The sequence below is a fragment of the Streptomyces sp. NPDC001828 genome, from assembly GCF_042892175.1.
Taxonomy (GTDB): Bacteria; Actinomycetota; Actinomycetes; order Streptomycetales; family Streptomycetaceae; genus Streptomyces.
Genome location: NZ_JBIATV010000011.1, coordinates 31,544 through 54,503 on the forward strand (window position 1 = coordinate 31,544; position 22,960 = coordinate 54,503).

The 22,960-nt window shown below is 71.8% G+C and carries 20 protein-coding genes; 5 read left to right on the forward strand and 15 right to left on the reverse strand.

Features of this window, described 5'->3' with window-relative positions; genetic code table 11:
• Nucleotides 1–85 precede the first annotated feature (85 nt).
• Nucleotides 86–1,531, reverse strand: coding sequence for a glyceraldehyde-3-phosphate dehydrogenase (locus ACFYZA_RS27475; RefSeq protein WP_382591157.1), 1,446 nt, complete (start codon nucleotides 1,529–1,531; stop codon nucleotides 86–88).
• 87 nt (nucleotides 1,532–1,618) lie between these two features.
• Nucleotides 1,619–3,823, reverse strand: coding sequence for an RICIN domain-containing protein (locus ACFYZA_RS27480; RefSeq protein ID WP_388493248.1), 2,205 nt, complete (start codon nucleotides 3,821–3,823; stop codon nucleotides 1,619–1,621).
• A 471-nt stretch (nucleotides 3,824–4,294) separates the two neighbouring features.
• Between ACFYZA_RS27480 and ACFYZA_RS27485 the strand changes: the two genes are divergently transcribed.
• The 3 genes from ACFYZA_RS27485 to ACFYZA_RS27495 all read left to right on the forward strand — a co-directional run bounded on the left by ACFYZA_RS27485 (nucleotide 4,295) and on the right by ACFYZA_RS27495 (nucleotide 7,358).
• Nucleotides 4,295–5,251, forward strand: a complete 957-nt coding sequence (locus tag ACFYZA_RS27485) for a hypothetical protein (RefSeq protein ID WP_382591163.1) — start codon at nucleotides 4,295–4,297, stop codon at nucleotides 5,249–5,251.
• A 158-nt stretch (nucleotides 5,252–5,409) separates the two neighbouring features.
• Entirely contained in the window at nucleotides 5,410–6,861 is a 1,452-nt protein-coding gene (locus ACFYZA_RS27490) for an amino acid permease (protein WP_382591166.1), read from the forward strand.
• A gap of 104 nt (nucleotides 6,862–6,965) precedes the next feature.
• The gene (locus tag ACFYZA_RS27495) at nucleotides 6,966–7,358 is read left to right on the forward strand and encodes a DUF779 domain-containing protein (RefSeq protein ID WP_388493250.1); all 393 of its coding nucleotides are present in this window, start codon (nucleotides 6,966–6,968) and stop codon (nucleotides 7,356–7,358) included.
• Between the two features lie 17 nt (nucleotides 7,359–7,375).
• Here the strand turns inward: ACFYZA_RS27495 and ACFYZA_RS27500 are convergent, their stop codons facing one another.
• From ACFYZA_RS27500 to ACFYZA_RS27555, 12 genes are all read right to left on the reverse strand, one after another.
• Nucleotides 7,376–8,947 carry a hypothetical protein gene (locus tag ACFYZA_RS27500; RefSeq protein ID WP_388493252.1) on the reverse strand — a complete coding sequence of 524 codons (1,572 nt, stop codon included), beginning with the start codon at nucleotides 8,945–8,947 and terminating at the stop codon, nucleotides 7,376–7,378.
• A 150-nt stretch (nucleotides 8,948–9,097) separates the two neighbouring features.
• Nucleotides 9,098–10,273: a winged helix DNA-binding domain-containing protein gene (locus ACFYZA_RS27505; protein ID WP_382591175.1), complete on the reverse strand. Its 1,176-nt coding sequence runs from the start codon at nucleotides 10,271–10,273 to the stop codon at nucleotides 9,098–9,100.
• Nucleotides 10,270–10,464 (reverse strand): hypothetical protein, encoded by a 195-nt coding sequence (locus tag ACFYZA_RS27510; protein WP_382591178.1) that lies wholly within the window; start codon nucleotides 10,462–10,464, stop codon nucleotides 10,270–10,272. Before ACFYZA_RS27510 ends, ACFYZA_RS27505 begins: the two co-directional genes overlap by 4 nt.
• A gap of 118 nt (nucleotides 10,465–10,582) precedes the next feature.
• Nucleotides 10,583–11,440 (reverse strand): phosphatidylinositol-specific phospholipase C/glycerophosphodiester phosphodiesterase family protein, encoded by an 858-nt coding sequence (locus tag ACFYZA_RS27515; protein WP_388493255.1) that lies wholly within the window; start codon nucleotides 11,438–11,440, stop codon nucleotides 10,583–10,585.
• Nucleotides 11,441–11,675: 235 nt separating this feature from the next.
• Nucleotides 11,676–12,335 (reverse strand): ABC transporter ATP-binding protein, encoded by a 660-nt coding sequence (locus ACFYZA_RS27520; protein WP_382591184.1) that lies wholly within the window; start codon nucleotides 12,333–12,335, stop codon nucleotides 11,676–11,678.
• Nucleotides 12,328–13,236: an ABC transporter ATP-binding protein gene (locus ACFYZA_RS27525; RefSeq protein WP_388493529.1), complete on the reverse strand. Its 909-nt coding sequence runs from the start codon at nucleotides 13,234–13,236 to the stop codon at nucleotides 12,328–12,330. The genes ACFYZA_RS27520 and ACFYZA_RS27525 overlap by 8 nt, the downstream gene beginning before the upstream one ends.
• Nucleotides 13,237–13,274: 38 nt before the next feature.
• Complete coding sequence (locus ACFYZA_RS27530) at nucleotides 13,275–14,123, reverse strand: ABC transporter permease (RefSeq protein WP_388493257.1); 849 nt, start codon at nucleotides 14,121–14,123, stop codon at nucleotides 13,275–13,277.
• On the reverse strand, nucleotides 14,116–15,081 hold the full coding sequence (locus ACFYZA_RS27535) for an ABC transporter permease (RefSeq protein ID WP_382591390.1): 966 nt from the start codon (nucleotides 15,079–15,081) through the stop codon (nucleotides 14,116–14,118). The genes ACFYZA_RS27530 and ACFYZA_RS27535 overlap by 8 nt, the downstream gene beginning before the upstream one ends.
• Nucleotides 15,082–15,104: 23 nt before the next feature.
• Nucleotides 15,105–16,700: an ABC transporter substrate-binding protein gene (locus ACFYZA_RS27540; RefSeq protein WP_388493260.1), complete on the reverse strand. Its 1,596-nt coding sequence runs from the start codon at nucleotides 16,698–16,700 to the stop codon at nucleotides 15,105–15,107.
• Nucleotides 16,701–16,905: 205 nt separating this feature from the next.
• Nucleotides 16,906–18,006, reverse strand: a complete 1,101-nt coding sequence (locus ACFYZA_RS27545; protein ID WP_388493261.1) for an acyl-CoA dehydrogenase family protein — start codon at nucleotides 18,004–18,006, stop codon at nucleotides 16,906–16,908.
• Nucleotides 18,003–19,184 (reverse strand): acyl-CoA dehydrogenase family protein, encoded by a 1,182-nt coding sequence (locus tag ACFYZA_RS27550; protein ID WP_388493262.1) that lies wholly within the window; start codon nucleotides 19,182–19,184, stop codon nucleotides 18,003–18,005. The genes ACFYZA_RS27545 and ACFYZA_RS27550 overlap by 4 nt, the downstream gene beginning before the upstream one ends.
• On the reverse strand, nucleotides 19,181–20,149 hold the full coding sequence (locus ACFYZA_RS27555) for an NADPH:quinone oxidoreductase family protein (protein ID WP_382591199.1): 969 nt from the start codon (nucleotides 20,147–20,149) through the stop codon (nucleotides 19,181–19,183). The genes ACFYZA_RS27550 and ACFYZA_RS27555 overlap by 4 nt, the downstream gene beginning before the upstream one ends.
• A 239-nt stretch (nucleotides 20,150–20,388) precedes the next feature.
• On the opposite strand from ACFYZA_RS27555, the gene ACFYZA_RS27560 reads away from it, so the two are divergent.
• A complete protein-coding gene (locus ACFYZA_RS27560; RefSeq protein ID WP_388493265.1) occupies nucleotides 20,389–21,303 on the forward strand; it encodes an SDR family oxidoreductase in 915 nt (304 codons plus the stop codon).
• A gap of 13 nt (nucleotides 21,304–21,316) precedes the next feature.
• Here ACFYZA_RS27560 and ACFYZA_RS27565 read toward each other — a convergent pair whose 3' ends face one another.
• Nucleotides 21,317–22,153: an enoyl-CoA hydratase/isomerase family protein gene (locus ACFYZA_RS27565; protein ID WP_388493267.1), complete on the reverse strand. Its 837-nt coding sequence runs from the start codon at nucleotides 22,151–22,153 to the stop codon at nucleotides 21,317–21,319.
• 165 nt (nucleotides 22,154–22,318) lie between these two features.
• Here ACFYZA_RS27565 and ACFYZA_RS27570 point away from each other — a divergent pair, with 165 nt between their 5' ends.
• On the forward strand, nucleotides 22,319–22,804 hold the full coding sequence (locus ACFYZA_RS27570; RefSeq protein WP_382591207.1) for an SRPBCC domain-containing protein: 486 nt from the start codon (nucleotides 22,319–22,321) through the stop codon (nucleotides 22,802–22,804).
• The last annotated feature ends 156 nt before the right edge of the window (nucleotides 22,805–22,960 follow it).

Below are 22,960 nucleotides of genomic sequence, written 5' to 3' on the forward strand. Positions count from 1 at the left end.
AGCCCGCCGGACGGCCCGCGAACGCCGGAGGGCGACCGGATGCCGTGTGCATCGGGTCGCCCTCCGGGTCACCGGGCGGGTGCGGTCAGAGGACCGGCACCGGGTAGGTCGGGTACTCGACCCCCGAGACGTGCTGGACGACCCGGATGACCTGGCAGGAGTAGCCGAACTCGTTGTCGTACCAGAGGTAGAGGATCGCGTTGTCGCCGTCGACCTTGGTCGGGCCCGCGTCGATGATCGAGGCGTGCCGCGAGCCGATGAAGTCGCTGGAGACCGCGTCGGGCGCCGTGGTGAAGTCGATCTGGCGCCTGAGCGGCGAGGTGAGCGAGACGTTGCGGAGGTGGTCGAGGACCTCCTCGCGGGTGGTCTCGCGCCCGAGCCGCAGGCTGAGGATGGCGATCGAGACGTCCGGCACCGGGACGCGGATCGAGCTGCCGGTGATCGGCGCCTTCAGGTCGGGCAGCGCCTTGGCGACGGCGGAGGCGGCACCGGTCTCGGTGATGACCATGTTCAGCGGCGCGGAACGGCCGCGCCGGTCGGAGCTGTGGTAATTGTCCAGCAGGTTCTGGTCGTTGGTGAACGAGTGGACGGTCTCCACGTGGCCGCGCAGCACCCCGTACTCGTCGGCCATCGCCTTCAGCGGGGGCACGATCGCGTTGGTGGTGCAGGACGCGCAGGACAGGATCTGCTCGTCCGGCTTGATGGTGTCGTGGTTGACGCCGTGCACGATGTTGGGCACGTCGCCCTTGCCGGGCGCGGTCAGGACGACCTTGTCGACACCGGGGCGCAGGTGCTTGGAGAGGCCCTCGCGGTCACGCCACTTGCCGGTGTTGTCGATCAGGATGGCGTCCTTGATCCCGTACGCCGTGTAGTCGACCTCCGACGGGTCGCCCGCGTAGATCACCTTGATCTCGTTGCCGTTGGCGATGATCGTGCTGTTCGCCTCGTCGACGGTGATCGTGCCCTGGAACTGGCCGTGGATGGAGTCCCGGCGGAGCAGGGAGGCGCGCTTGACGATGTCCTGCTCGCCGCCCTGGCGGACCACGATGGCCCGCAGGCGCAGCCCGTTGCCCGAGCCGGCCTTCTCGATGAGCAGCCGCGCGACGAGGCGGCCGATGCGGCCGAAGCCGTAGAGGACGACGTCGCGCGGCTCGCGGCGCTCGATCTTGTTCTCACCGGTGGCGCCGACGACGGCACCGGCGGTGAACTCCGCGACCGACAGGCCGCGGTCGTCCGCCTTGTACATCGCGGCGAGCATGCCGAGGTCGATCTGGGAGGGGCCGAGATCGAGGGTGGTCAGAGCCTGCAGGAAGGGCAGGGTCTCGGTGACCGAGAGCTCCTCGCCGGCTATCTGGCGGGCGAATCGGTGGGTCTTGAGAAGGCTGACCACCGACTTGTTCACCAAGGAGCGGCTGTGCAGCAGGACCGTGACGTCCCGCTCGCGGTGCAGCTTCCCGATGATGGGGATCATCGACTCCGCGATCTCCTCGCGGTTCTTCCAGTTGGTGAACGAGTCGTCATTGACAGTCACAGGTTCATCTTTCGAGCTAGGCGGCGCTCATATGCTAACCCCCCACGATTTTGATCGTTCAAGTGGTGCCCGCCGCCCGCCCGTCCCTCAGCCGATGGCCCAGCGCTGGAGTGCCGAGCCGTCGGCGGGCTGCTGGGTGACCAGGGCGCCGTCGGCCGCCGACGCCGTGGTGAGCAGCAGCCCGCTGGACTTGGACCGCACGGTGTAGCCGCCGCCCGAGGCGGCCGCGATGAGCCAGTGCTGGTTGTCGCCTCCGGTGCAGGTCCACTGGATCACCTTGGCGCCGGCCGCCCCCGAGCCGCCGCTCACGTCGACGCACAGCTTCGACTCGCCGTTGACGATCTGGTAGCCGCCGTCGGACTGCCGGGTGAGGGTCCACTGCTGGTTGGCGCCGCCGTTGGGGCCCCAGGTGATGAGCTGGGTGCCCGGGGTCGTCGAGTGGCCGGGGTTGTCGAGGGACTTGCCCGAGGCCGTCAGGGTGTGGGTGCCGTCGAGGGGACCGCCGGGGGCGGATCCGGTGGGGGTCAGGGTGAGGGTCTGCTCGGCCGCGCTCCTCGCGCCGCCGACCGCGCTGCCCGTGGTGTCCGTCCAGCTGCGGGTCGGGGTGGTCTCGGCGGACCGGCCGGACGCCGAGGACATGCCGAGGACCAGACCGCTGAAGCGGTTGACGAGGCGGTAGGAGCCGGTGGAGGCCACGGGGACGATGAACCACTGCTGTCCGACGGTGGGCGCGCCCGTCCCGGCGGCGACCGTCGGCTTGGCGCCCCAGGCGCGACCGGCCTTGGACGTGGCCGGCACACCGAGGAGCTGGCCGGTGGACGCGTTGGCGATGCGGTAGGAGCCGTCGCCGTTCGCGGTGAACACCCAGGATTCCAGGGCCGATCCGGTGGGCGACGCACCCGAGGTGGTGGCCGATCCGCCGGCGGTCTGGGCGAGGACACGGCCGTCGCCGCTGGCGATCCGGTAGGACTTGGTCACGTCGACCGGGGGCGCGGCGGGCGCCGACGAGCCGACGGTGACGTCCACGTACTCGCCGTCCGCGCCGCCCCCGCAGTCGATGGAGCAGTAGGAGCGGAAGGTCTTGCCGACGATGGTGGAGCTGGTGCGGTTCGCGCCGTCGAGGAACCAGCGGTACCACGAGTTGTTGGTGTAGCCGCCGGTGTCGCCGATCAGGCGCCACTTCTGGCTCGCCAGGTCGTCGGTGGCGTAGAAGCGCTGGGGAGCCGTCCCGTTGACGGCCTCGGGCTCGCCGATGTAGAGACCGAGATAGGCGTTGTAGGTGATGTTCATGACGAACAGCGGTGATTTGGAGGGGAGTTGACCCGCCGCGATCTGCTGGCTCACGGTGCCGGCGTTGGCGGGGCTGTAGTCGCCCGCAACGGGCGTGTACCCGCTGGCACTTGAGCCGTCGACGGGGACCATGTTGCTCTCCAGGCCGCCCACACCCGGCTGCGACCAGTGGCCGTCGTACCACTTCTGCCAGGATCCCCGGGCCATCTTCGAGGAGATGGGGGCCCGTGCCACATGGGCGAGGCTGTCCTCCCAGTTGCCGCCCTTCGCCACGATCCGCGAGCCGTAGTAGACGTAGAAGTAGCCCGAGGCAGTGTCGACGAACAGGCGCTGGTCGCCGTCTCCGTAGGAGTACGTCTCGTGCGGGAACTGTGCGGTGTCGCCGCGCTTGGTGCTGTACGGCGAGGTGATGGCGTGGTCCTTGACGGTCCAGGTGCGGCCCTGGTCCTTGGACACCGCGTAGTCGATGGCATCGAAGTGGATGCCGTCGTTGAAGGGCGCCGGGCTGAACTCGTTGTGCACCAGGCCGTACCAGTCGCCGGTGTCCGGGTCGACCCACATTCCGGACAGATCGCAGTAGTTCTTCTGCGAGTAACCCGCGTTGCCGACGGCGTACGTGGCTTCCAGGCCGGTCGGGCTGTTGTTGCAGCGCCAAGTGGTGTCGTTGTTCTTGTCGTTGGCGTTCGCCGGGTTCACCGCGTCGCTGATCGCGCTCGACCGGGTGGCGCTGTCCATGTCGCTACCGGTGAAGAAGTCCCAGTACCGGGGGTCCTTCGCCCCGTAAAGGGCGGCCGACTGCTGGAAGTAGAAGGTGCCGTCCTTGTCGACGTACGGCGAGGCGGGGGTGTCCGTCGGGTGTGCGTACGGCACGGGCGATCCGACGCTGATCGTGTACGTGGCGTCGGGGGCCGCGGCCGCCGCCGGGGGCGTCACGGCGGCGGCCAGTGCCAGAGCCGCGGCGCCCACGGCCGCGGCGACTGCTCTGAAGGTGGGGGAGGACACGGGCACTCCTTCGGGTGGAGCCCACGGGTGTGGGAGCGGTGCACGGCGCTCGCCGGCGGCATGGCCGACCGCGTGGTGGGCAGTCTGTGCACCCCGCGCGGGCCGGTCCACGGACATCCGTCGACCGGGCTTGGACTTTTGTGACGGCGCCGGACGCTCGCGGCGCGGCCCGGGCCGCGCCGCGAGCACCGCTCATACGTTCTGGCATATGCCAGCTGCATACCCATGCGACAGGGGCGGGAATGCGCCATCGAAAACTGACTCGAAGCCAATGAATAAGCGCGCCGCCGCCCGCTTCCCAATGGGCACGGAAGCAGATAATCCGGACGGCGAGTTTCGATATGCCTAAAGGATGAGTAAGGTGTGGGTCGCTGTCGGTGAACCTGCGTAAGCGCTCGGGCTCCGGCGTAATTCCGCATGGCTGGAATTCGTAGGGCGCAGGGTGTGGTCTGCGGGGACGGGGAGAGGATCGTGGCTGCCGGCTCGTTCGAGGGACACTACGTGTGGCATCCGGCGGCCGACGATCGCGAGCTGGCACGGGCGTGCACCGACGTGCGCGCCGGACGCTACCTGGGCGCCCACAACGTGCTCCAAGAGGCGCGCGGGGACTGGGAGTTGAGGGCGCACCGCTCGCTGGTCCTGGCGTCCGAGGCGGCCGACTCCGACCTCGCGGAACGCTGGATGGCGGAGGAACCCGGCCCGGAGGCAGCCCTGTTGGGGGCGCGCGTGGCGATGATCCGGGCGCTGCGGATGGCCGACGCGGGCGACTCGCGGGCCGACGCCCTGCTGCGCATAGCACAGGCGGCCTGCGTGCGGGCGGCGCGACTGCTGCCGCAGGATCCCACCCCCTGGGCCGCCCAACTCGCCCTGGCCCGTATCGACGGGCCCCGCGACCCCGCCCCCCGGGGGCTCCTGACCGCGCCGCCCGGGCCCTGGCAGATGTTCTCCCACGTACTGCGGCTCGACCCCTGGCACCGCGAGGCCCACCACCGGTTTCTGGCCTGCTTCTTCACCCGGTACGGCGGTTCGGCGAGCGCGCGGTGGGACGTCGCCTCGTTCCTCAGCCACCGGGCGCCCGCCACCTCCGCGCTGCGCCTGCTTCCCCTGGTCGCGCTCGTCGAGGACTACGACCCGAAGGCCCTGCTCGCCGATCACACCTGGCAGCAGCCCCAGTGGACCACGACAACGCTCGGGATTTATCACAACTGGTTTCCCCAGGCCGCGAGTTACCGTTTCACGCCGGTCCTCGATCTCGCCTATCTCGCGCACGCCCTGTTCATGGCGAAGCGCGAATTCGAAGCACGGGAAGTCCTCACGGCCATGGGCCCCTACGCCTCGCGCATGCCCTGGAGCGTGTTCGGCGATCCCGGGGAACAGCTGACCAGGGCCAGGCGCTCCTGCGGGCTCCCGACCCCCGCGCCCGCCTGACCACCACCGGGCGACGACGGCCCGGCCACGAGACCCACGCGTCTTTTCATCCCCGAGGAAAGGTTGCCACTGTGTCCGATCAGAAATCCCGTACGCGCCCACCCGGCCGAGACCGGGAAACATCCGTGGCACTGGACGACGACGCCACTCTGCATGCGATGGGATATCCCCGGAAGCTCACCCGGAGATTTCACGCCTTCGACAATTTCGCCATATCCTTCACCATCATCAACATAATCTCTGGAATTTTCTCCGCATTCGGTTTCGGAATGGGCGCCGGCGGCCCCCGGATTCTCATCTTCGGGTGGATCGGCGTCTCCGTCATGGTGCTGTTCGTGGGCGCCGCGATGGGTGAAATCGCCTCCGCCTACCCCACCAGCGGGGCCCTGTACTTCTCGGCGGGCAAGCTCGCCAAGCGTCACCGCGGTGCCTGGTCCTGGTACACGGGATGGCTGAACTTCGTCGGCCAGGTCGGCGGCACGGCCGCGACCAACTACGCCGCCGCCACCTTCATCCAGGCGTTCATCACCATGCAGTGGCCGTCCTACGAGGGCACCCCGCAGGAGACCGTCGGCATCGCCACGGCGATCCTGCTGCTCCAGGCGCTCGCCAACACCTACACCGTGCAGTTGGTCGCCGTGGTGAACCGGATCTCCGTGTGGTGGCTCCTGATCGGCATGGTGGTGATCGTCGTCGCGCTCACCGTGAAGCCCTCCTCGCACCAGCCGGTCTCGTTCGCGACGCACTTCGTCAACAGCACCGGCTTCGACAACGGCCTGTACGCCGCGATGCTCGGCCTGCTCGTCACGAGCTGGACGTTCACCGGCTTCGACGGCAGCTTCCACATGTCCGAGGAGACGGTCCAGGCCACCGTCAACACGCCCAAGGGCATCATGCGCGCGATCATCTACTCGGCGCTGGCCGGGCTCGTCCTGATGCTCGCCCTGGTGTACGCGATCCGGGACTACGCGGCCGAGATCGGCGCGGCGGCACCGCCCGTGCAGATCCTCATCGACGCGCTCGGCATGGGCACCGCCAAGCTGCTCCTGCTGATCGTGATCGGCGCCATGCTGTTCTGCGGCCTGGCCAACATGACCAGCAACACCCGCCAGATCTTCGCCTTCTCGCGCGACGGCGCCATGCCCGGCTCGCGCTGGTGGCACTCGGTGTCGCTGCGCACCCGTACGCCCGTGAAGGCGGTGTGGCTCGCCGCCGTCTGCGCGCTCGTGCTGATCATCCCGGGCTGGTGGTCGCACACCGCCTTCACCGCCATCGTCAGCGTCAACGTGGTCGGCCTGTACCTGGCGTACGGCGTGCCCATCTTCCTGCGGCTGCGGCTGGACGACTTCCAGCCCGGCCCCTGGCACCTGGGACGCTGGGGCCGGCCGGTCGCGGCGATCGCCGTGATCTGGATCGTGCTCAGCAGCGTGCTCTTCATGCTGCCGCAGGTCTCCCCGATCACCGTCGACTCGTTCAACTACGCGCCGATCGCGCTGGGCGTGGTGCTGCTCATCGCCACCGTCTGGTGGTTCGCGACCGCACGTCACCGCTTCCAGGGGCCGGTCAGCTACGGCAGCCCCGACGAGGTGGCCGCGATGGACCTCGTCTGACGTTGCAACCCGCCCGCAACCCCGGGCATGGTGAGGTGAGTTGCCGGATCCGCGCGGCACGGCCCGCAGGGGGCCGCCGCGCGGTCCGGAGGAGCGAGGGAGAGATGACACCCGGGGACCGACCGGAGCCGGCCGCAGCTCCAACGCCCGGAGCACCCGGGGCCGTTGAACTCACGCCCGCAGCGGGCGAGTTGCTGCGCACGCTGCGGGCGGCACACGGGCCTCTGATGTTCCATCAGTCGGGCGGCTGCTGCGACGGCAGCGCGCCCATGTGTTATCCGGCCGGCGAGTTCCGCACCGGCGGCTCCGACGTCCTGCTCGCCTCCCTCGCGGTGGAGGGCGTCGAGGAGCCCGTGCCGTTCTGGATGTCGACGAGCCAGTACGAGCTGTGGCGGCACACCCGGCTGATCGTCGACGTGGTGCCGGGCCGCGGCAGCGGGTTCTCGCTGGAGGCGCCGGAAGGGGTGCGGTTCCTCATCCGGTCGCGCCTGATCTGAGCGCCCGCCGCCCGTCCTCAGCCCCGGTCGTGCACGGCCACGATGCCGTTGAAGACCCCGATGTACGCGGTGCCGTCCGGGCCGATGGTGATCGGCGCCCAGTTGTTGTCGTAGGCGGGGCCGGTTCCGGTGAGCTTCTTCCAACGGACCGCGCCCGTACGGAAGTCGACGGCGGTCAGGTACCAGGCGTCGATGCCGAGCGCGTTGGGCTCCTTCTCGTAGAAGTACACGAGCCCGTTGGCCGTGGACAGCTTCGGCACGACGGAGGGCGAGCGCACGGCGCTCTGCCACACGGTGTCGCAGCCGCTGCCGTCCGCGCGCACGTCGATCCGGGTGGCTCCGCCGACGACGCTGCGGCCGAAGGTGAGCGACGTGAGGTTCTCGTATCCGTAGTTGTTCTCCACGACGAGGCTGTTGCCCCAGCTGATCAGGGAGTTGTCGGTGGTCGACCGGCCGGAGCCGAAGACGGGGATCCGGCACACCTCGCGCTGCCCGTCGGGCACGTCGTCGCCGCGTCGGTAGACCACGACGTTCATGCGGTCGTCGGCGTTGTCGGTGATCGCCACGTAACCGTCGCCGAACAGGTCCGGGGTGGTGCCCGAACCCTGGTTCACCGAGCCGGGCTTGGTGCCGGTCCCCCGGTCGTAGGTCTGGCGCCATCGCACGACGGGGGTGCCGTCGGCTGCGGCCCGGAAGCTGTACAGGGCGTGGTCGGAGACGATGGAGACGCCGTCCTCGGCCACCGAGAACGAGTTCTGGATCTCCTCGCCGGCCAGCTGGGTGGAGTGGATGGCCCCGGTCGCCGGGTCGACCGTGCCGACGCGGCCGAGCCGGGTCACCCACCAGATGCGCCCTTGCCAGTCCGGCATCACCGAGGTCACGGGGTCGCAGGTGCCGCTGGGGAAGAGGTTGGTCCAGCTGACGCAGTCGTGCGGGACCACGCCGCTGAGATCCCAGTCGTCGTCGACGGCGAAGGACCAACTGCCGTCCGCCGCCTGGTGGTGCGCGATCCGCAGGATGTGGTGGCGGGAGTCGGCGAGGACCACCCGGTCCTGGTTGTCGAGGTAGAAGTAGGCGCCGCCCGAGGTGTCCTTGAAGATCTTCTCGAAGTCGAGCCGGGTGATCGCTTCGACGGTGGAGGAGCGCTGCGGCAGCTGGTACTCGGCGAGGGTGGCCAGGCTGTGCGGGTCGAGGAGCTTCAGCTTGAAGCCCTGGAAGGTGCCGCAGACGGTGAGGAGCCGGCCCGCCGTGTCGAAGGTGGCGGTCGCGCACTCACCGCCCAGCGGTGCGATCTGCTCGCTGGTGACCTGGGGGTCGCGGCCCAGCGGCCCGGAGTACGGGTGGGTGCCGCTCCCCCAGGAGTCGCCGTGCATGCCGTTGCGGCCGTTGGGCGCCATGAACGGGTTCTGGGCGGGCGCCGGCGCGGGGACCGGCTGCGCGGTCGCGGGGGCGCCCTCGTACGGGCTGACCAGACGGTGGCCGGGGGCCTTGGGTATCTCGGCGGCCCGGACGCCGGCCGGGCCCACGAGGGTGCTCGCGGATACGGCGAGCGTCAGGGCCAGTGCGCGGGCGAGCGCTCTGCGGGACATGCGGCTCCTTGGTGTGCGTACATACGACGGTCGTCGCGCCGCCACCGGACGTTAGGGCCGGCCGCCTCAACTGTCCATGGAAGGTGAGGCTGTTTCATGTTTGCTTCATGAGCATGCAACACAGGCCCGCGGAAACCCAGTTGGACCGCCTCACCCGGCGAGCCGTCGCTCCAGCGGAGTGCGGAAGCTCGGCTTGATGCGCACGTCGGCGAAGAACGCGGCGATCCGGGCCGCCTCGCCGTCGATGGCCGCGCGGGCCTCCCGCCCCACCCCGTCCGTCACCAGCAGTTCCGTGACGATCTCCCCGTCGGCCCGCTGGGTCCAGCCGCCCACGACGCGCCCGTCGCACCACACACTGGGCCCGACGTTGCCGTTGGTGTCGAAGAGCTCGGACCTGTGGCCGGCGTCGAAGTACCAGTCCCGGTCGCGCCAGCCCATGGGCGTGGGGTCGAGCGCGGGAAGCAGCGCGACCCAGGGCTCGGGCTCGGCGGGCGCTTCCAGCTGGGCGGGCAGAGCGTGGCCGGGGCCGCGGTCGAGGTCGACCTCCACCGCCTCGGTGCGGGCCAGCGCCTTGCGGGTGTCGGTGAGGGTCCAGCCCGTCCACCACTTGACGTCCTCGGTGGTGGCGGGGCCGAACGCCGCCAGGTACCGCGCGGCCAGCCGCGCCTTCGCCTCGTCCAGGGGCAGTTCGGGGTGCGGCTCGGCGGGGATCCAGCGGTACTGGCTGGACGCCCACGTGCCCAGCGGGCGGCCGCGCCTGATGCGGCCCTCCGCGGCCATCACGCCGATGAACCGGCTGGTGATGCGGGGCCGCGCCTCGTACGGCTTGCCCTCGTACTGGACGATCTTCGACTTCAAGTCCGGTACGGCGTCGGCCAGTTGGGCCGCCGTCGCCTCCCCGCGCTCGTCGAGCGCGGCCAGGACCGCCGCCTCGGTCTCGGCGAACCAGCCCTCGCCGAAACCGAGCTGCTCCTGGATGTCCCTGACCAGGTTCCGGCGCTCGCGCGCGGCCACGGCGCGCGCGGTCGAGGCGTCCACGACGGGGGCGAGCTCGCGCGGCACCACGAACATCGTGCGCCGCATGCAGAGCATCCGCACCAGCGTGTGGTCCTCGTACAGCGCGCGCTCCAGGTCCACCACGGACGGCTCCTTGAGGCGGGCCGCGACGGAGAGGTACACGGACGCGGGGTCGGTGGCGTGCAGCGCGAGCACCGCCTCGGCGACCGCCTCCGAGGTGCTCGCACGGGCGGCCGGGGAGAGCAGGTGGCGGGCGCCGAGGCGGGCACGCCGCTGCGCGTCGGTGATCTTCGGGCGGGCCTGAGTCATGGTTTGAGGCTACCGACCACGCCCGCCGTCGCGTTGAGCCCGTCCTGGATGGTGGCCGCCATGCTCGTACCGGCCAGGAAGAAGCCGAGCAGGGCGCAGACGACGGCGTGCGAGAGCTTGAGCCCGCCGCTCCTCAGGAAGATCGCCGCGAGGACCACCAGCAACAGGACCACCGAGATCGAGACAGCCATGACGAGCCTCCTCCGCCGCGCCGGATTCGCGGCATTCGGGCGACAGTGTGGCGGAGGAGACGCCGCCGACCGGCTCAAGACATGTCCGCCGTACGGGTGTTGACTGCGCGTGATCCCGTTACCCGGTGTGAGCGCGGCGGAGGAAGGCCTCAAGGCCCGCGAGGTCGTCGGTGTTGAACCAGTCGATCCCGGCCGCGTACAGCTCGCGCCACAGGGCGTCGCGTTCGGGTCCGGCCGCATCGGGCGTCGCCCAGAACCTCAGGCGCCGGCGGTCCGCGTGGGTGCGGGCCACCAGGTCGCGCAGCCGGGCGCGTTCGGCGGCGGGGAAGGGGCCGGCGCCGGTCCAGGTGAAGTGGTCGGTCCAGGCCTCGCTGACGAGCGGGATGAGGGAGGCGGTGGCGGCCGTCCCGAGGTCGTCGAGCCGCCCGTCGTAGAAGGCGTACCGCTCCCGCTGCGCCTCCATGGGCCCACGGGCACCCCGGTCGCCGGAGACGACCGCGGTGACGGCCCCGGTGTGCACCCGGCCGTGGTCGTACGAGCTGAGCAGGGCGCGGTAGGGGCGCAGCCGCCGGTCGAGTTCGCGGTAGGTGGCCGCGCCCTCGCTCTTGATGTCGATCAGGAGCTGGAGCGGGTGCCCCCAGTTCCGGTACACGGAGCCGTGGTTGGCCCTGATCAGGCGGCGGATGGGATCCAGGTAGAGGGATTCCAGGGTGCGGATCGGATCGAGCTCGGCCGGGTCGTGGCCGACGAGGAGCTGTCCGTCGACGAGGAAGATGTCGGCCTCGACGCTGGTGAACCCGTGTGCGAGGGCGTCGAAGAGGGGGTGGGTGTGCTCGTAGTCGTTGTGCGCGTGGGTCCGGCGCAGGGGCGCGGGCCCGGAGGGCTGCCCGGCCGCGCGGGCGGTGCCGGCCAGGGCGGGCACGGCGACGGCCGCGGTGAGGGCGGCGAGGGCAGTGCGGCGGGTGGGACGGTCCATGGGTGCGCTCCCGGGGACGACGGGCGGACGCGACCGAGTATGCGGGGCGGCACGCTCAACCGGCGCGCGACGAGCCGGAGTTGGCCGGACCTTCGCCTGCGCGTCGCCGACCGGCGCGGGACCCGTCCGGGGCGTTACAGAGTCCGGCGCGGTCTCCGCGGGGTTCCGGCCCGGGCAACGGGCCTCGTCCGCCGCAGGTGGGCCCGCCGGACCGGCACAGCCCGCATGCGGCCGCTCACGCCGCGGCCGGCGCCGCCCAGCTGACCGTGCGGTCGCACCAGCGGTCGAGGAGCACCTGGTCGTGGCCGACGGCCAGCAGCGACGCCTTGGTCTCGCGGCGGTAGGCCTCGACCGCCGCGACCAGGGCGGCCGTGGTCGAGGCGTCCAGCATGGCGGTCATCTCGTCGCAGATCAGCAGACGCGGACGCAGCACCAACGCCCGGGCCAGGCAGGCGCGTTGGAGCTGGCCGTCGCTGACCTCGTGGGCGCCCCTGGTCAGCAGGTCGCCGCCGAGGCCGACCGCGTGGGCCAGCTCGTCGACCCGCTCGCGGATCTCGATGCGCCGCCCGGTCGCCTTGAGCGGCTCGGCGATCAGGTCGCGCAGCCTGAGCCTCGGATCGGCGGAGAGCCGGGGCGACTGGAAGACGACGCCCACGGTGGTGCGCAGGGCCCGTGGGGCGCGGTGGCGGTAGTCGTGGACGGTGGTGCCGTCGAGGACGACGGTTCCGGCGTCGGGCCGGTGCAGCAGGGCGGCGACCCTGGCGAGGGTGGACTTGCCGCAGCCGCTGGGGCCGAGCAGGCCGACCGCCTCGCCTCGGGCCACGGCCAGGCTCACGTCCCGCACGACGGGCTTGCCCCGCTCGTAGCCGGCGGTGATGTTGCTGAGCTCAAGCACGGCTGGTGTCCTCCGCAGGGGCGTGGTGGCAGGCGGTCCGGCCGTCGAACCGCGGCTGGGTGCCGCAGAGCGCGTCGGCCCGCTCGCAGCGAGGTGCGAAAGCACACCCCGCCGGGAGGTCCCCCAACTCCGGCGGCATACCGGGAATCGGCCTGAAGGAACGTTCCGGCAGGGCATCGAGCAGACCACGAGCGTACGGGTGCCGGGGACCCGGCTCGCCGAAGAACCTGGTGGCATCGGCGAGTTCGACGATACGGCCCGCGTACATCACGGCGACCCGGTCCGCGATCCGGGCGGCCGCCGCGAGATCGTGGGTGATCATCAGGAGCGCCCGGCCCTCGTCGACGGTACGGCGGAGTTCGTCGGCCGTACGCTCGACCAGGGTCCGGTCGAGGCCGGTCGTCGGTTCGTCGGCGAGCAGCAGGGGCGCGTCCCCCACGAGGGCGAGGGCGGTCGCGGCGCGCTGGGCCAGGCCGCCGGACAGTTCGTGCGGGTAGCGGTCGAGGTGGTCGTTGGGAAAGGCGGCCCGTCCCGCCGCGGCCCGCGTCGCGAGCCCGAGTCTCCGGCGCGGAACGTCCGTCAACTCCCTCACGGCCTCGGCCAGTTGGCTGTGGACCGTGCGTACGGGAGTGAGGTGGGCGGCCGGGCTCTGCGGTACGAGGCCGATGCGCCGGCCCCGGATGGTGCGGGCGAGCGAGCGCTCGTCGGCGGCGAGCAGGTCCGTGCCGTCGTCGAGCAGCGCGGCGCCCTCGCGGGTGGCGTTGGCGGGCAGCAGGCCGAGCAGCGCGGAGGCGAGCACCGACTTTCCGCAGCCGCTCTCGCCGACGAGCGCGAGGCACTCCCCCGCCGCCAGGTCGAAGGTGGCGTCGGTGACGGCGGCGATGTGGCCGCCGCCCCGCATCCGGAAGCGTACGGAGAGGTTCCGTACGGACAGCGCGGTCACAGCATCAGCTCCGATCGGCGGCGGGGGCTGAGCCGTTCCCGCCAGGCCCCGGCGAGGCCCGCGATGGCGAGGGTGGGCACGATCAGGAGGAGGCCGGGGAACAGGGTGGGCCACCAGTCCCCCGCGAGCAGCGAGCCGCGCGCGCCCTGCACGAGGTTGCCGAGACTCGCCTGGTGGGCGGGCAGCCCGAGGCCGAGGAACGACAGGGCGGACTCGTGCCACATGGCGTGCGGCACCATGAGAACGGCCGCGAGACCGGCTTGCGGCAGCACACCGGGCAGCAGATGGCGCACCGCGACCCGCCATCGTGAGGCGCCGCCCGAGATCGCCGCGTCGATGTAGGGCCGGGAGCGCAGCGACAGGATCTCGGAGCGGACGATGCGGGCCGTGGACAGCCAGTGCGTCAGGGCGACCGACACCACGACCGGCCAGACACCCGGGCGGAACATCGCCACGACGAAGATGCCGAGCAGCAGGTGCGGTACGGACGAGAAGGTGTCGACGAGCCGCATCAGGACCCGGTCGGTCCAGCCGCCGAACGCTCCGGCGACCGCGCCCACCGCGGTGCCGACGAACGTGGCGGCGAGGGCCGCGACGACCCCCACCATCAGCGAGACCCGCAGCCCGTACACACAGCGCAGGAGCAGGTCGCGGCCCACGTCGTCGGTGCCGAACGGGTGCCCCCAGGAAGGGGGTTGAAGCTTGCGGGCCAGGTCCACGGCCTGCTCGTCGAGCTGGACGAGCGGCGGTACGAGAAGGACGGCGAGCACGACGGCCGCCATGACGGCGGCCGAGGCGCCCACCCGCGCGGCCCGGGCCGACCGGGTGGCGAGCACGTCAGCCATCGAATCCCACCCTCGGGTCGGCGAGTCCGTACAGGAGGTCGGAGAGGAGGTTGCCGAGGAGCACGGCGAGGGTCGCGAACACCGTGAGCGCGGCGAGCAGCGGGAAGTCGACGGAGGTCGCGGCCTGAACGGTGGCGGCGGCGATGCCGGGCCAGCTGAACACGGTCTCGACGAGCAGCGCGCCGGTGATCAGCTCGGGCACCCGGGAGCCGATCAGGGTCAGCATGGGGAGCATCCCGGAGCGCAGCGCGTGCCCGGTCAGGACGGTGCGTTCGGCGAGGCCGCGGGCGCGCGCCCCGCGTACCGGGTCCTCCGCGAGCGCGTCGCCGACTCCCTGGCGTACGTACAGGAAGAACCAGGGCAGTTGGGAGATGCCGAGCACGGCGGCCGGGAGCACGAGATGGCTGATGACCTGTCCGGCCGTGACGGTGTCGCTCGCGGTGTCGGTGAGGCCGCCGGCCGGCAACGCGTCGAGTCTGAGGGCGAAGAGCCAGATGGCGAGCAGGCCGAGCCAGAAGGCCGGGGCGGCTTCGAGGGTGTAGGCGGCGGAGCTGACCGAGCGGTCGAGCAAGCCGCCCCGGCGGCGTGCGGCGAGCACGCCGAGGGCGGTGCCGAGCAGGATCGCGAGGCCGAAGGCGGTCGCGGCAAGGAGCGCCGACCAGCCGACGCGTTCGGCGATGACGTCGGCGACGGGCTGGCGCAGCACGCTGGAGTCGCCGAGGTCACCGGTGAGGGCCGAGGTGAGCCAGTCCCACCAGCGGTGCACGAGCGGCTGGTCCACGCCGAGGTTGGCGCGCAGCTGGTCCAGGTCGGCCTGCGAGGCACTGAGCCCGGCCGTGCCCGCGTACGCCTTGACGGGGTCGAAGGGGGAGGCGGCGGCGACCGCGAAGACGCCGAAGGTGACGACGAGCAGGACGGGGACGGCGGACAGGATCCGCCGTCCCGTCATCCGGGCCATCGCCCCCCAGGGGAGGCGGCGGCTCACTTCTTCGGCGCCCACTTCTCGACGTTCCACCAGGGTCCGGACGCGAGTCCGTGGTCGTGCGGCTCGACCTGTGTGGACAGTCCGTCCCAGGTGTCGTTGACGACGTAGAGGTGGTCGATGTGCGTGAGGAAGGTGTAGCCGGGGTCCTTCACGAGTTCGCGCTGGATGGTGTCGTACGCCGACTTGCGGACGGTCCGGTCGCCGCTGCGGCGGGCGTCGTCGAGGGCCTTGTCGACGGTGGGGTTGGCGTAGGAGGCCATGTTGTTGAAGCCGTCGCCCGCGAGCGAGGACTTGAGCAGGTTGTACTGGTCGAAGTCGGGGTCGCCCGGCGAGCCGCCGCCGGCGAGGACCGCGTCCTGCTTCATCCGGGGCTCGATGACCTCCCAGGTGCCGGACTGGGTGGTGACGGCGATGCCCGCCTTCTTGGCGTCGGAGGCGAACGCGAGGGCGTGGTCCTGGCGGAGCTTGTCGCCCGAGAGGTACCAGAGCGGGAAGGCGGCCCTGACGCCGTCCTTCTCGCGGATCCCGTCGGCGCCCGGCCTCCAGCCCGCCTCGTCCAGGAGCCGCTTGGCGCGGTCGAGGTCGTGGGCGCGCTCGGTGCCGGCGGCGAACCACTCGCTGCCGGTGGGCACCGGTCCGTAGGCGGGCTTGCCGGCGCCTTCCAGGATGCGGTCGACCATGGCCTCGCGGTCCACGGCGAGGTCGAGTGCCCGGCGCACGGCGGTGTCGCCGGCGACCTTGTTGCCGGTGGGCAGGGTGACGTCGCGGTAGTCGTACGTCTTCGCGGTGTACGTCTTCTTGCCCTTGTCGCCCTTGAAGGTCTTGGCGAGGTTCGGCGGCAGGATCGCGCCGTCGAGGTCGCCCGCGCGCAGCCGGGTGGCGCGGACGTCGTCGTCCTTGATGACCGCCATGGTGAACTTCTTCACCGCGGGGGCGCCGCCCCAGTACGTGGGGTTGGCCGCGAAGGTGATCTTCTCGCCCCGTGACCACTTGACGAGGGTGTACGGGCCGGTGCCGACGGGGGCGCCGGAGAAGGCGCCGGAGTTGACGTCCTGCGGGGCCGCGACGTGCTCGGGGACGATCGGCAGCACGGTCCGCTCGGCGAACGGGGCGTAGGGGTACTTGAGCGTGAAGACCACCGTGTCGTCGCCCTTGGCCTCGACGGACTTCACCGCGTCGAGCTCGCCCTTGGACGGGTTGTTGGTCTTGGGATCGAGGATCTTGGTGTAGGTGAAGACGACGTCCTTGGCCGAGAACGGCTTGCCGTCGCTGAACTTCACGCCCTGGCGCAGCTTGTACGTGTAGGTGAGGCGGTCGGCGCCGACCTCGGGCAGCGCGGTGGCGAGCGCGGGCCGCAGCTTCATGTCGGCGTCGAAGGCGAGCAGTCCGTCGAACAGCTTGGAGTTGCCGTCCTTGCCGTAACCGAGCAGCGGGCTGAGCGTCTCGGGCTCGTACGCGATGCCGACGACCGCGGAGTCCTTCTTCCCGCTCCCGCCCGACCCGCCACCGGGGTTCGAGCAGGCACCCGCGCCAATGGCGAGCACCCCGGCCAGCACGGCGGCGGCCGTGGCACGTATGGAACGGGCGGTCATGCGGCCCACACCCCTTGCTGAAGATCAACTGCTATTGCGAACGAATCGCAATTAAACCCGCACGTAAAGGGCTGGTCAAAAGCGGTGGGCCCCGGTCCACGTGGGGGGCGTGGGCCGGGGCCGGGGGTGACGGCTGCTGTGGGCGGGTCGCGCCGTCATCGATCGCGCGCCGTTGGCCGGGGAACGCGGTCGGCGCCGGCTGCCGTCAGGGGGCTTGCAGGCCGACGAGCCCGGCGAGCGCCGTCCGGTGTTCGCCGGCCGAACCGAGCGCGATCTGGGCCGACTTGGCGCGCTTCAGATAGAGGTGGGCGGGGTGCTCCCACGTCATGCCGATGCCACCGTGCAGCTGGACGCACTCCTCGGCGGCGTGCACCGCCACCCGGGCGCAGTACGCCTGGGCGACCGCCGTCGCGAGCTGCGCCTCGGAGCTGCCGGCCGCCAGAGCGTCGGCGGCGTTGCGGGCGGCGGCCCGCGCCGAGACGACCTCCAGCCAGAGCTGCGCCATCCGGTGCTTGAGCGCCTGGAAGGAGCCGACCGGCCGGTTGAACTGCTTGCGCTCCCGCGTGTACGCCACCGTCTCGCCCAGGCACCACTCGGCGACCCCGAGCTGCTCGGAGGCGAGCAGTCCGGCCCCGGCGAGCAGTCCTCGGCGGACCGCCGCGAGCGTGGCGTCGGGCCCGGCGAGGAGGGTACCGCGCAGACCGTCGAGGGTGACGGCGGCGAGCGGGCGGGTCAGGTCGAGCGGGGTGAGCGGGACGGCCGTGGCCTCGGCGGCGTCGACGGCGTACAGGCCTTCGCCCGTCGGCACGAGCAGTACATCGGCCGTGGCCGCGTCGGCGACCGCCGAGACGGTCCCGGTCAGCGCCCCGGGCAGCCGCACCGTGTACGGACCCGCCGAGAACGGCACCACGAGGGCCGCGGTCCGGTGCCCTGACGCCAACTCCCGTACCAGTGACGCCACTTCGGTGTTCTCGGCGTCCAGCGCGAGGAGGGTCTCGGTGGCGATCACGGCGCTGGTGAGGAACGGGACCGGGGCCACCGAGCGGCCGATCTCCTCCAGGACCACGGCGGCCTCCCGGTGCGAGGCACCCTGGCCGCCGAGCTTCTCGGGCACGAGCAGCCCCGCGAGCTCCATCCCCGCGCCGAGCGCACGCCACAGCTCCGGGTCGTAGGGCGTGTCCGACTCGGCGCGGGCGAGGGCCGCGGGGGTGTCGGTGCGGTCGGTGAGCAGGGAGCGCACGGCTGCCCTGAGGTCCTCCTCGGCCTCCGAGTACAGCAGGTCCGGGGTGGCTTCTTCGGCGGTCATCGGGCCAGGTCCTTCCAGGCGACGTCCTTGTCGTTGCGCGGCTCGGCGGGCAGGCCGAGTACGCGTTCGGCGACGATGTTGAGCAGCACTTCGCTCGTGCCGCCCTCGATGGAGTTCCCCTTCGAGCGCAGGTAGCGGTATCCGGCGTCACGGCCGGTGAAGTCGACGAGTTCGGGCCTGCGCATGGTCCAGTCCGAGTACAACAGGCCGTCCTGGCCCAGGAGTTCGACCTCCAGACCGCTGATCTCCTGGTTGAGGCGGGCGAAGGCCAGCTTCATGCCGGAGCCCTCGGGGCCGGGCTGGCCCGCCACCAGCTGCTGGCGGAGCCGCTCGCCGGTGAGCCTGGCGACCTCCGCCTCCACCCACAGGGTGAGCAGCCGCTGGTGCAGGTCGTGGGTGCGCAGTTCCGGCCGCTCCCGCCAGGCGCGGGCGACCGGGCCGATCATGCCGCCCTCGCGCGGGATGCGCATGCCGCCGATGGAGACCCGCTCGTTCATGAGGGTGGTCTGGGCGACCTTCCAGCCCTCGCCGATCCCGCCGAGCCGGTGGGCGTCGGGGATGAGCACCCCGGTGAGGAAGACCTCGTTGAACTCGGCCTCGCCGGTGATCTGCCGCAGCGGCCTGACCTCGACGCCAGGGTCGGTCATGTCGCAGATGAAGTAGCTGATGCCCTGGTGCTTGGGCAGCGCGGGGTCGGTGCGGGCGATGAGGATGGCCCAGCGCGCGAGATGGGCGCTGGAGGTCCACACCTTCTGCCCGTCGACCACCCAGTCGTCCCCGTCGCGCACCGCGCGGGTGCCGAGCGCGGCGAGGTCGGAGCCGGCGCCGGGCTCACTGAACAGCTGGCACCAGACCTCCTCGCCCACCCACAGCGGCCGCAGGAAGCGCCGCTTCTGCTCCTCGGTGCCGTACTTGAGGACGGTGGGCGCGGCCATGCCGAGGCCGATGCCGATCCTGCGGGGGTCGTTGTCGGGCGCCCCGGCGGCGGCGAGTTCGGCGTCGACGACGGCCTGGAGCGAGCGCGGCACATCGAGGCCGCCGAGACCCACGGGGTAGTGCACCCAGGCGAGCCCGGCGTCGAAGCGGGCCTTGAGGAAGTCGAGCGGCTCGGTGTCGCCGGGCGGGTGCGCGGCGAGCAACTCGCGGGTGCGGGTGCGCAGTTCGGCGGCGTCGGTCATCGGGCGGCTCCGTCCGGGAGGACGACCACACGGCCGGTGGTCGTGCCGTCGGCGACGCGCTGCACGGCGGCCGCCGCGTCCTTCAGCGGGACCCGCTCGCTGATGAGCGGCTTGACGGCGCCCTCGGCGGCGAGCTTGGTGAGCTGCTCGTGGCAGCGCGCGATCGAGGCCGGGTCCTTCTGCGCGTACAGGCCCCAGTGCAGTCCGACGATCGAGTAGTTCTTCACCAGGGCGTGGTTGAGCGCGGGCGCCGGGACGGATCCGCTCGCGAAGCCGACGATCACGATCCGCCCCTCGAAGGCGACGCACTTCGCGGACTTGGCGTAGGCGTCGCCGCCGACCGGGTCGTAGATGACGTCGGCACCCCGCCCGCCGGTGGCCTCCTTCACGGCGGCCACGATGTCGTCCGCGCGCCGGTCGATGACCAGGTCGCAGCCCAACTCCCGTGCCACCGCCGCCTTTTCGGGCCCGCCGACGACGCCGATGACCCGGGCCCCGGCGGCCTTGCCGAGCTGGACGGCCGCGCTGCCCACTCCTCCGGCGGCGGCGTGCACGAGCAGCGTCTCGCCCTCCTGGAGGTGTCCGCGGCGGTGCAGGCCGAACATGCCGGTCTGGTAGCCGATGTGCAGGGCGGCGGCCTCGGCGTCGTCGAGCGCCTCGGGCGCGGGCAGCAGGGCCGCCTCGTCGGCGACGACGTACTCGGCGAGCCCGCCGTGCGGCAGCGCGGGGTTGGCGATCACCCGGCGGCCGTCCTCGGTCTCGCCGCAGACCTCCACGCCCGGCGTGAACGGCAGCGGCGGCCGGATCTGGTACTGGCCGCGGCACAGCAGCGCGTCCGGGAAGTTGATGTTCGCGGCACGCACCCTCAGCAGCACCTGGCCGGCGCCCGGCACGGGCCGGTCGACCTCGTCGAGCCGCATCACCTCGCCCGGCTCGCCGTTCTCGTGCACTCGCCATGCCTGCATTCGGGGGCCTCCACACGCCGGGCGCGATACGGCTGCGTACCGCTGAGTACGTTCCACTGCTCCTGGGCATACTAAGCGGTCGCTTGTCCCGAGGGAAAGGGCTCGCCGGATCGGGCCCCGCCGGGGGCGCCGGCACCTCCGGGGGCCCTCCCCCTCGGCGGCGGGGAGCTTCCCGCCGCCGCACGACCGATCCCCGCACGGCCATGGTGGTTTGCGGTGCCAGCCGGTACAGATACGCCATGGATGCCCCCGCACCGCCGCCACGGCCCCCGCACCCCGGGCTGCCCGCGCCTCCCCCGCTCGGCTCGTGCGCGCTGCCGCCGGGCACGTACGACGGCAGCGTCGTCCTGGTCACCGGGGGCGGTTCGGGGCTCGGCAAGGCGATGGCCGCCGAGTTCGCGCGGCTCGGCGCCGACCTCGTGATCGTGAGCCGCTCGGCCGACCGGCTGCGGGCCGCCCAGGAGGAGCTGGCCGGACTCGGCGGGCGGGTGGTGACATCGGTGTGCGACATCAGGGAGCCGGAGCGCATCGCCGAGGTCTTCGACGCGGCCGAATCGGCGCTCGGCCCGCCGTCCGTCCTGGTGAACAACGCGGCCGCCAACTTCCCTTCTCCGGCGGAGGACTTGTCGCCGAACGCCTGGCGCGCGGTCCTCGACATCACGCTGACCGGGACGTGGTTCATGACGCGTGAGTTCGGCCGCCGCCACCTCGCGGCCGGCACCCCCGGCTCGGTGATCAACATCGGCGCCTCGTACGCCTGGACCGGCGGCCCGGGCCACGCGCACTCGGCGGCGGCCAAGGCGGGCGTACGCAATCTCGTCGAGACCCTGGCCGTCGAGTGGGGCCCGTACGGCATCCAGGTCAACGGCCTGGTGCCCGGCCTGATGCCGCACCGCGATCTGCCCGAGGCGATTCGCGCGGGCCTCGACCGGGCCGCCGACGAGGGAGAACTGGCGCTGCGGCAGCCCGCGTTGAGGGTGGGGATGCCCCGCGAGCTCGGCTGGGCGGCCACCTTCCTCGCCTCCCCCTACGCCCGTTTCATCAGCGGTCACACCCTGGTGGTGGACGGGGCCAACTGGCAGCGGCGCGCCCTGGTGACGCCGCCGGTGAACAGCGTGCGGGAGCAGCTCGGACGCGGGCCGTTCGGGCAGTAGCACGGCCGCCTCCTCACGTCCCTCCGAAGGCCGGAGGGCGCCGGCCGGCCTTGGCGGAGTAGCCCTCACGGGCGTCCTCCGAGGTGAGGGTGAGGGCCGCGGCGAGGGCCGTGCGGTCCAGGGCCTCGGCCAGGCCCGCGTCGGCGAAGGCGTCGATGTTCCGCTTGACGGACCGGACGGCCAGGGGTGCGTTGGCCGCGATCTCGGCCGCGAGTTCTTGGCCGGCAGCCTCCAACTCGGCACCTTTCACGACCTGTTGAACGATCCCGATGCGTTCGGCGGTGGCGGCGTCGATGCGGCGGCCGGTGAGCGCGAGGAGTTTGGCCCAGCCGGCGCCCGCGTCACGGGCGACGCGCAGATCGCCGCCCGCGTCGACGGCCACCCCGATGCCGGTCTCCGGCAGCGCGAACACGGCGTCGTCGGCGGCGATCCTGATGTCGGCCATCAGGGCCAGCTCGAAGCCGAAGCCGAGGCAGTAGCCCTGCACCGCGGCGATCACGGGCTGGGGAAGGCGCGCGAAGGCGGCGAAGCGTTCATGGGCCCAGCGGATGCCCTCGTAGTAGCGGTGGGTGCGCTCGGCCGGGGAGCGTCCGGTGATGGCTCCGCCCGGGGCGGTCACGTCGATCCCGGCGCAGAACGCGCGGCCCTCGGCCCGCAGCAGGACGACCCTGACCGACTCGTCGAAGCGGATCCGGTCGGCGAGCAGCCCCAGTTGACGGCTGGCCTCCCAGCTCCACCCGTTCAGCGTCTCGGGCCGGCACAGGGTGAGGACGCCGATTCCCGTACGAGTGACATCGAGCCGGATCCGTTCCTCGCCCTCGCCGACCCGCCGGTCCAGGGTGTCGATCAACGCCTCTCCCCTTCCCTATGCTGACTACCCGTCAGGCCCGTCGAGACTAGACGCTGTCCGATGGATCAACCAGTGCCAGACCGCATGCCGTCAACCCGGCGCGAGCGCGGGCCCCTTGAGGTGATCGCGGTCCTGGCTCCCCGTGCAGAACGGAGCACCGCCACCATGAACAGCGGCCCCTCCCGTGTCCCCGATCTGTCCGACCGGCCGCACCGCCTCGTCGTCGAGCGCGAGATGCGGGCGGATCCGCACGCCGTCTACCGCGCGTGGACGGACCAGTTCGACCGCTGGTTCGCGGCTCCCGGATCGGTCGCGATGACGCCCCGCGTCAACATGCCGTTCTTCTTCGAGACTGAATACGCGCCGCAGCCGGGCGGGCCCACGGTCCGGGCCCCGCACTACGGCCGGTTCCTGCGGCTCGAACCCGACCGGCTCGTCGAACTGACCTGGGTGACCGGGCGGGGAGGCACGGCCGGGGCGGAGACGGTGGTCACCGTCGAGCTCACCCCGCACGGCGCGGGGACACGACTGAGGCTCACCCAGGCGGGGTTCTACGACGAACACGCCCGCGCCGCCACCGAAGCGGCATGGCGAGACCTGGTACTACCGCACCAGGACGAGATCCTCGCCGGCCCGGCGGACCCGGCCTAGGGGCTTCGCTGTGGGGCGCACTCCTGGCGCAGGGCCGTCCGGCGGGACGGTGAGGCTCGGGCCCGGGCTTGGGCAAGCCCTTGCCCTTCGTTGGGCGCGAGTTCACCGGTTGCCTCCACCGCCCCACATCGAACAGAGCCAGACTGACTGGCAGGT

Coding starts and splice junctions, on each gene's coding strand:
- ACFYZA_RS27490 (WP_382591166.1), top strand. CDS start 5,410: ATGGGATATCCCCGGAAGCTCACCCGGAGATTTCACGCCTTCGACAAT.
- ACFYZA_RS27495 (WP_388493250.1), top strand. CDS start 6,966: ATGACACCCGGGGACCGACCGGAGCCGGCCGCAGCTCCAACGCCCGGA.
- ACFYZA_RS27500 (WP_388493252.1), bottom strand. CDS start 8,947: ATGTCCCGCAGAGCGCTCGCCCGCGCACTGGCCCTGACGCTCGCCGTA.
- ACFYZA_RS27505 (WP_382591175.1), bottom strand. CDS start 10,273: ATGACTCAGGCCCGCCCGAAGATCACCGACGCGCAGCGGCGTGCCCGC.
- ACFYZA_RS27510 (WP_382591178.1), bottom strand. CDS start 10,464: ATGGCTGTCTCGATCTCGGTGGTCCTGTTGCTGGTGGTCCTCGCGGCG.
- ACFYZA_RS27515 (WP_388493255.1), bottom strand. CDS start 11,440: ATGGACCGTCCCACCCGCCGCACTGCCCTCGCCGCCCTCACCGCGGCC.
- ACFYZA_RS27525 (WP_388493529.1), bottom strand. CDS start 13,236: ATGCGGGGCGGCGGCCACATCGCCGCCGTCACCGACGCCACCTTCGAC.
- ACFYZA_RS27530 (WP_388493257.1), bottom strand. CDS start 14,123: ATGGCTGACGTGCTCGCCACCCGGTCGGCCCGGGCCGCGCGGGTGGGC.
- ACFYZA_RS27535 (WP_382591390.1), bottom strand. CDS start 15,081: ATGGCCCGGATGACGGGACGGCGGATCCTGTCCGCCGTCCCCGTCCTG.
- ACFYZA_RS27540 (WP_388493260.1), bottom strand. CDS start 16,700: ATGACCGCCCGTTCCATACGTGCCACGGCCGCCGCCGTGCTGGCCGGG.
- ACFYZA_RS27545 (WP_388493261.1), bottom strand. CDS start 18,006: ATGACCGCCGAAGAAGCCACCCCGGACCTGCTGTACTCGGAGGCCGAG.
- ACFYZA_RS27550 (WP_388493262.1), bottom strand. CDS start 19,184: ATGACCGACGCCGCCGAACTGCGCACCCGCACCCGCGAGTTGCTCGCC.
- ACFYZA_RS27555 (WP_382591199.1), bottom strand. CDS start 20,149: ATGCAGGCATGGCGAGTGCACGAGAACGGCGAGCCGGGCGAGGTGATG.
- ACFYZA_RS27560 (WP_388493265.1), top strand. CDS start 20,389: ATGGATGCCCCCGCACCGCCGCCACGGCCCCCGCACCCCGGGCTGCCC.
- ACFYZA_RS27570 (WP_382591207.1), top strand. CDS start 22,319: ATGAACAGCGGCCCCTCCCGTGTCCCCGATCTGTCCGACCGGCCGCAC.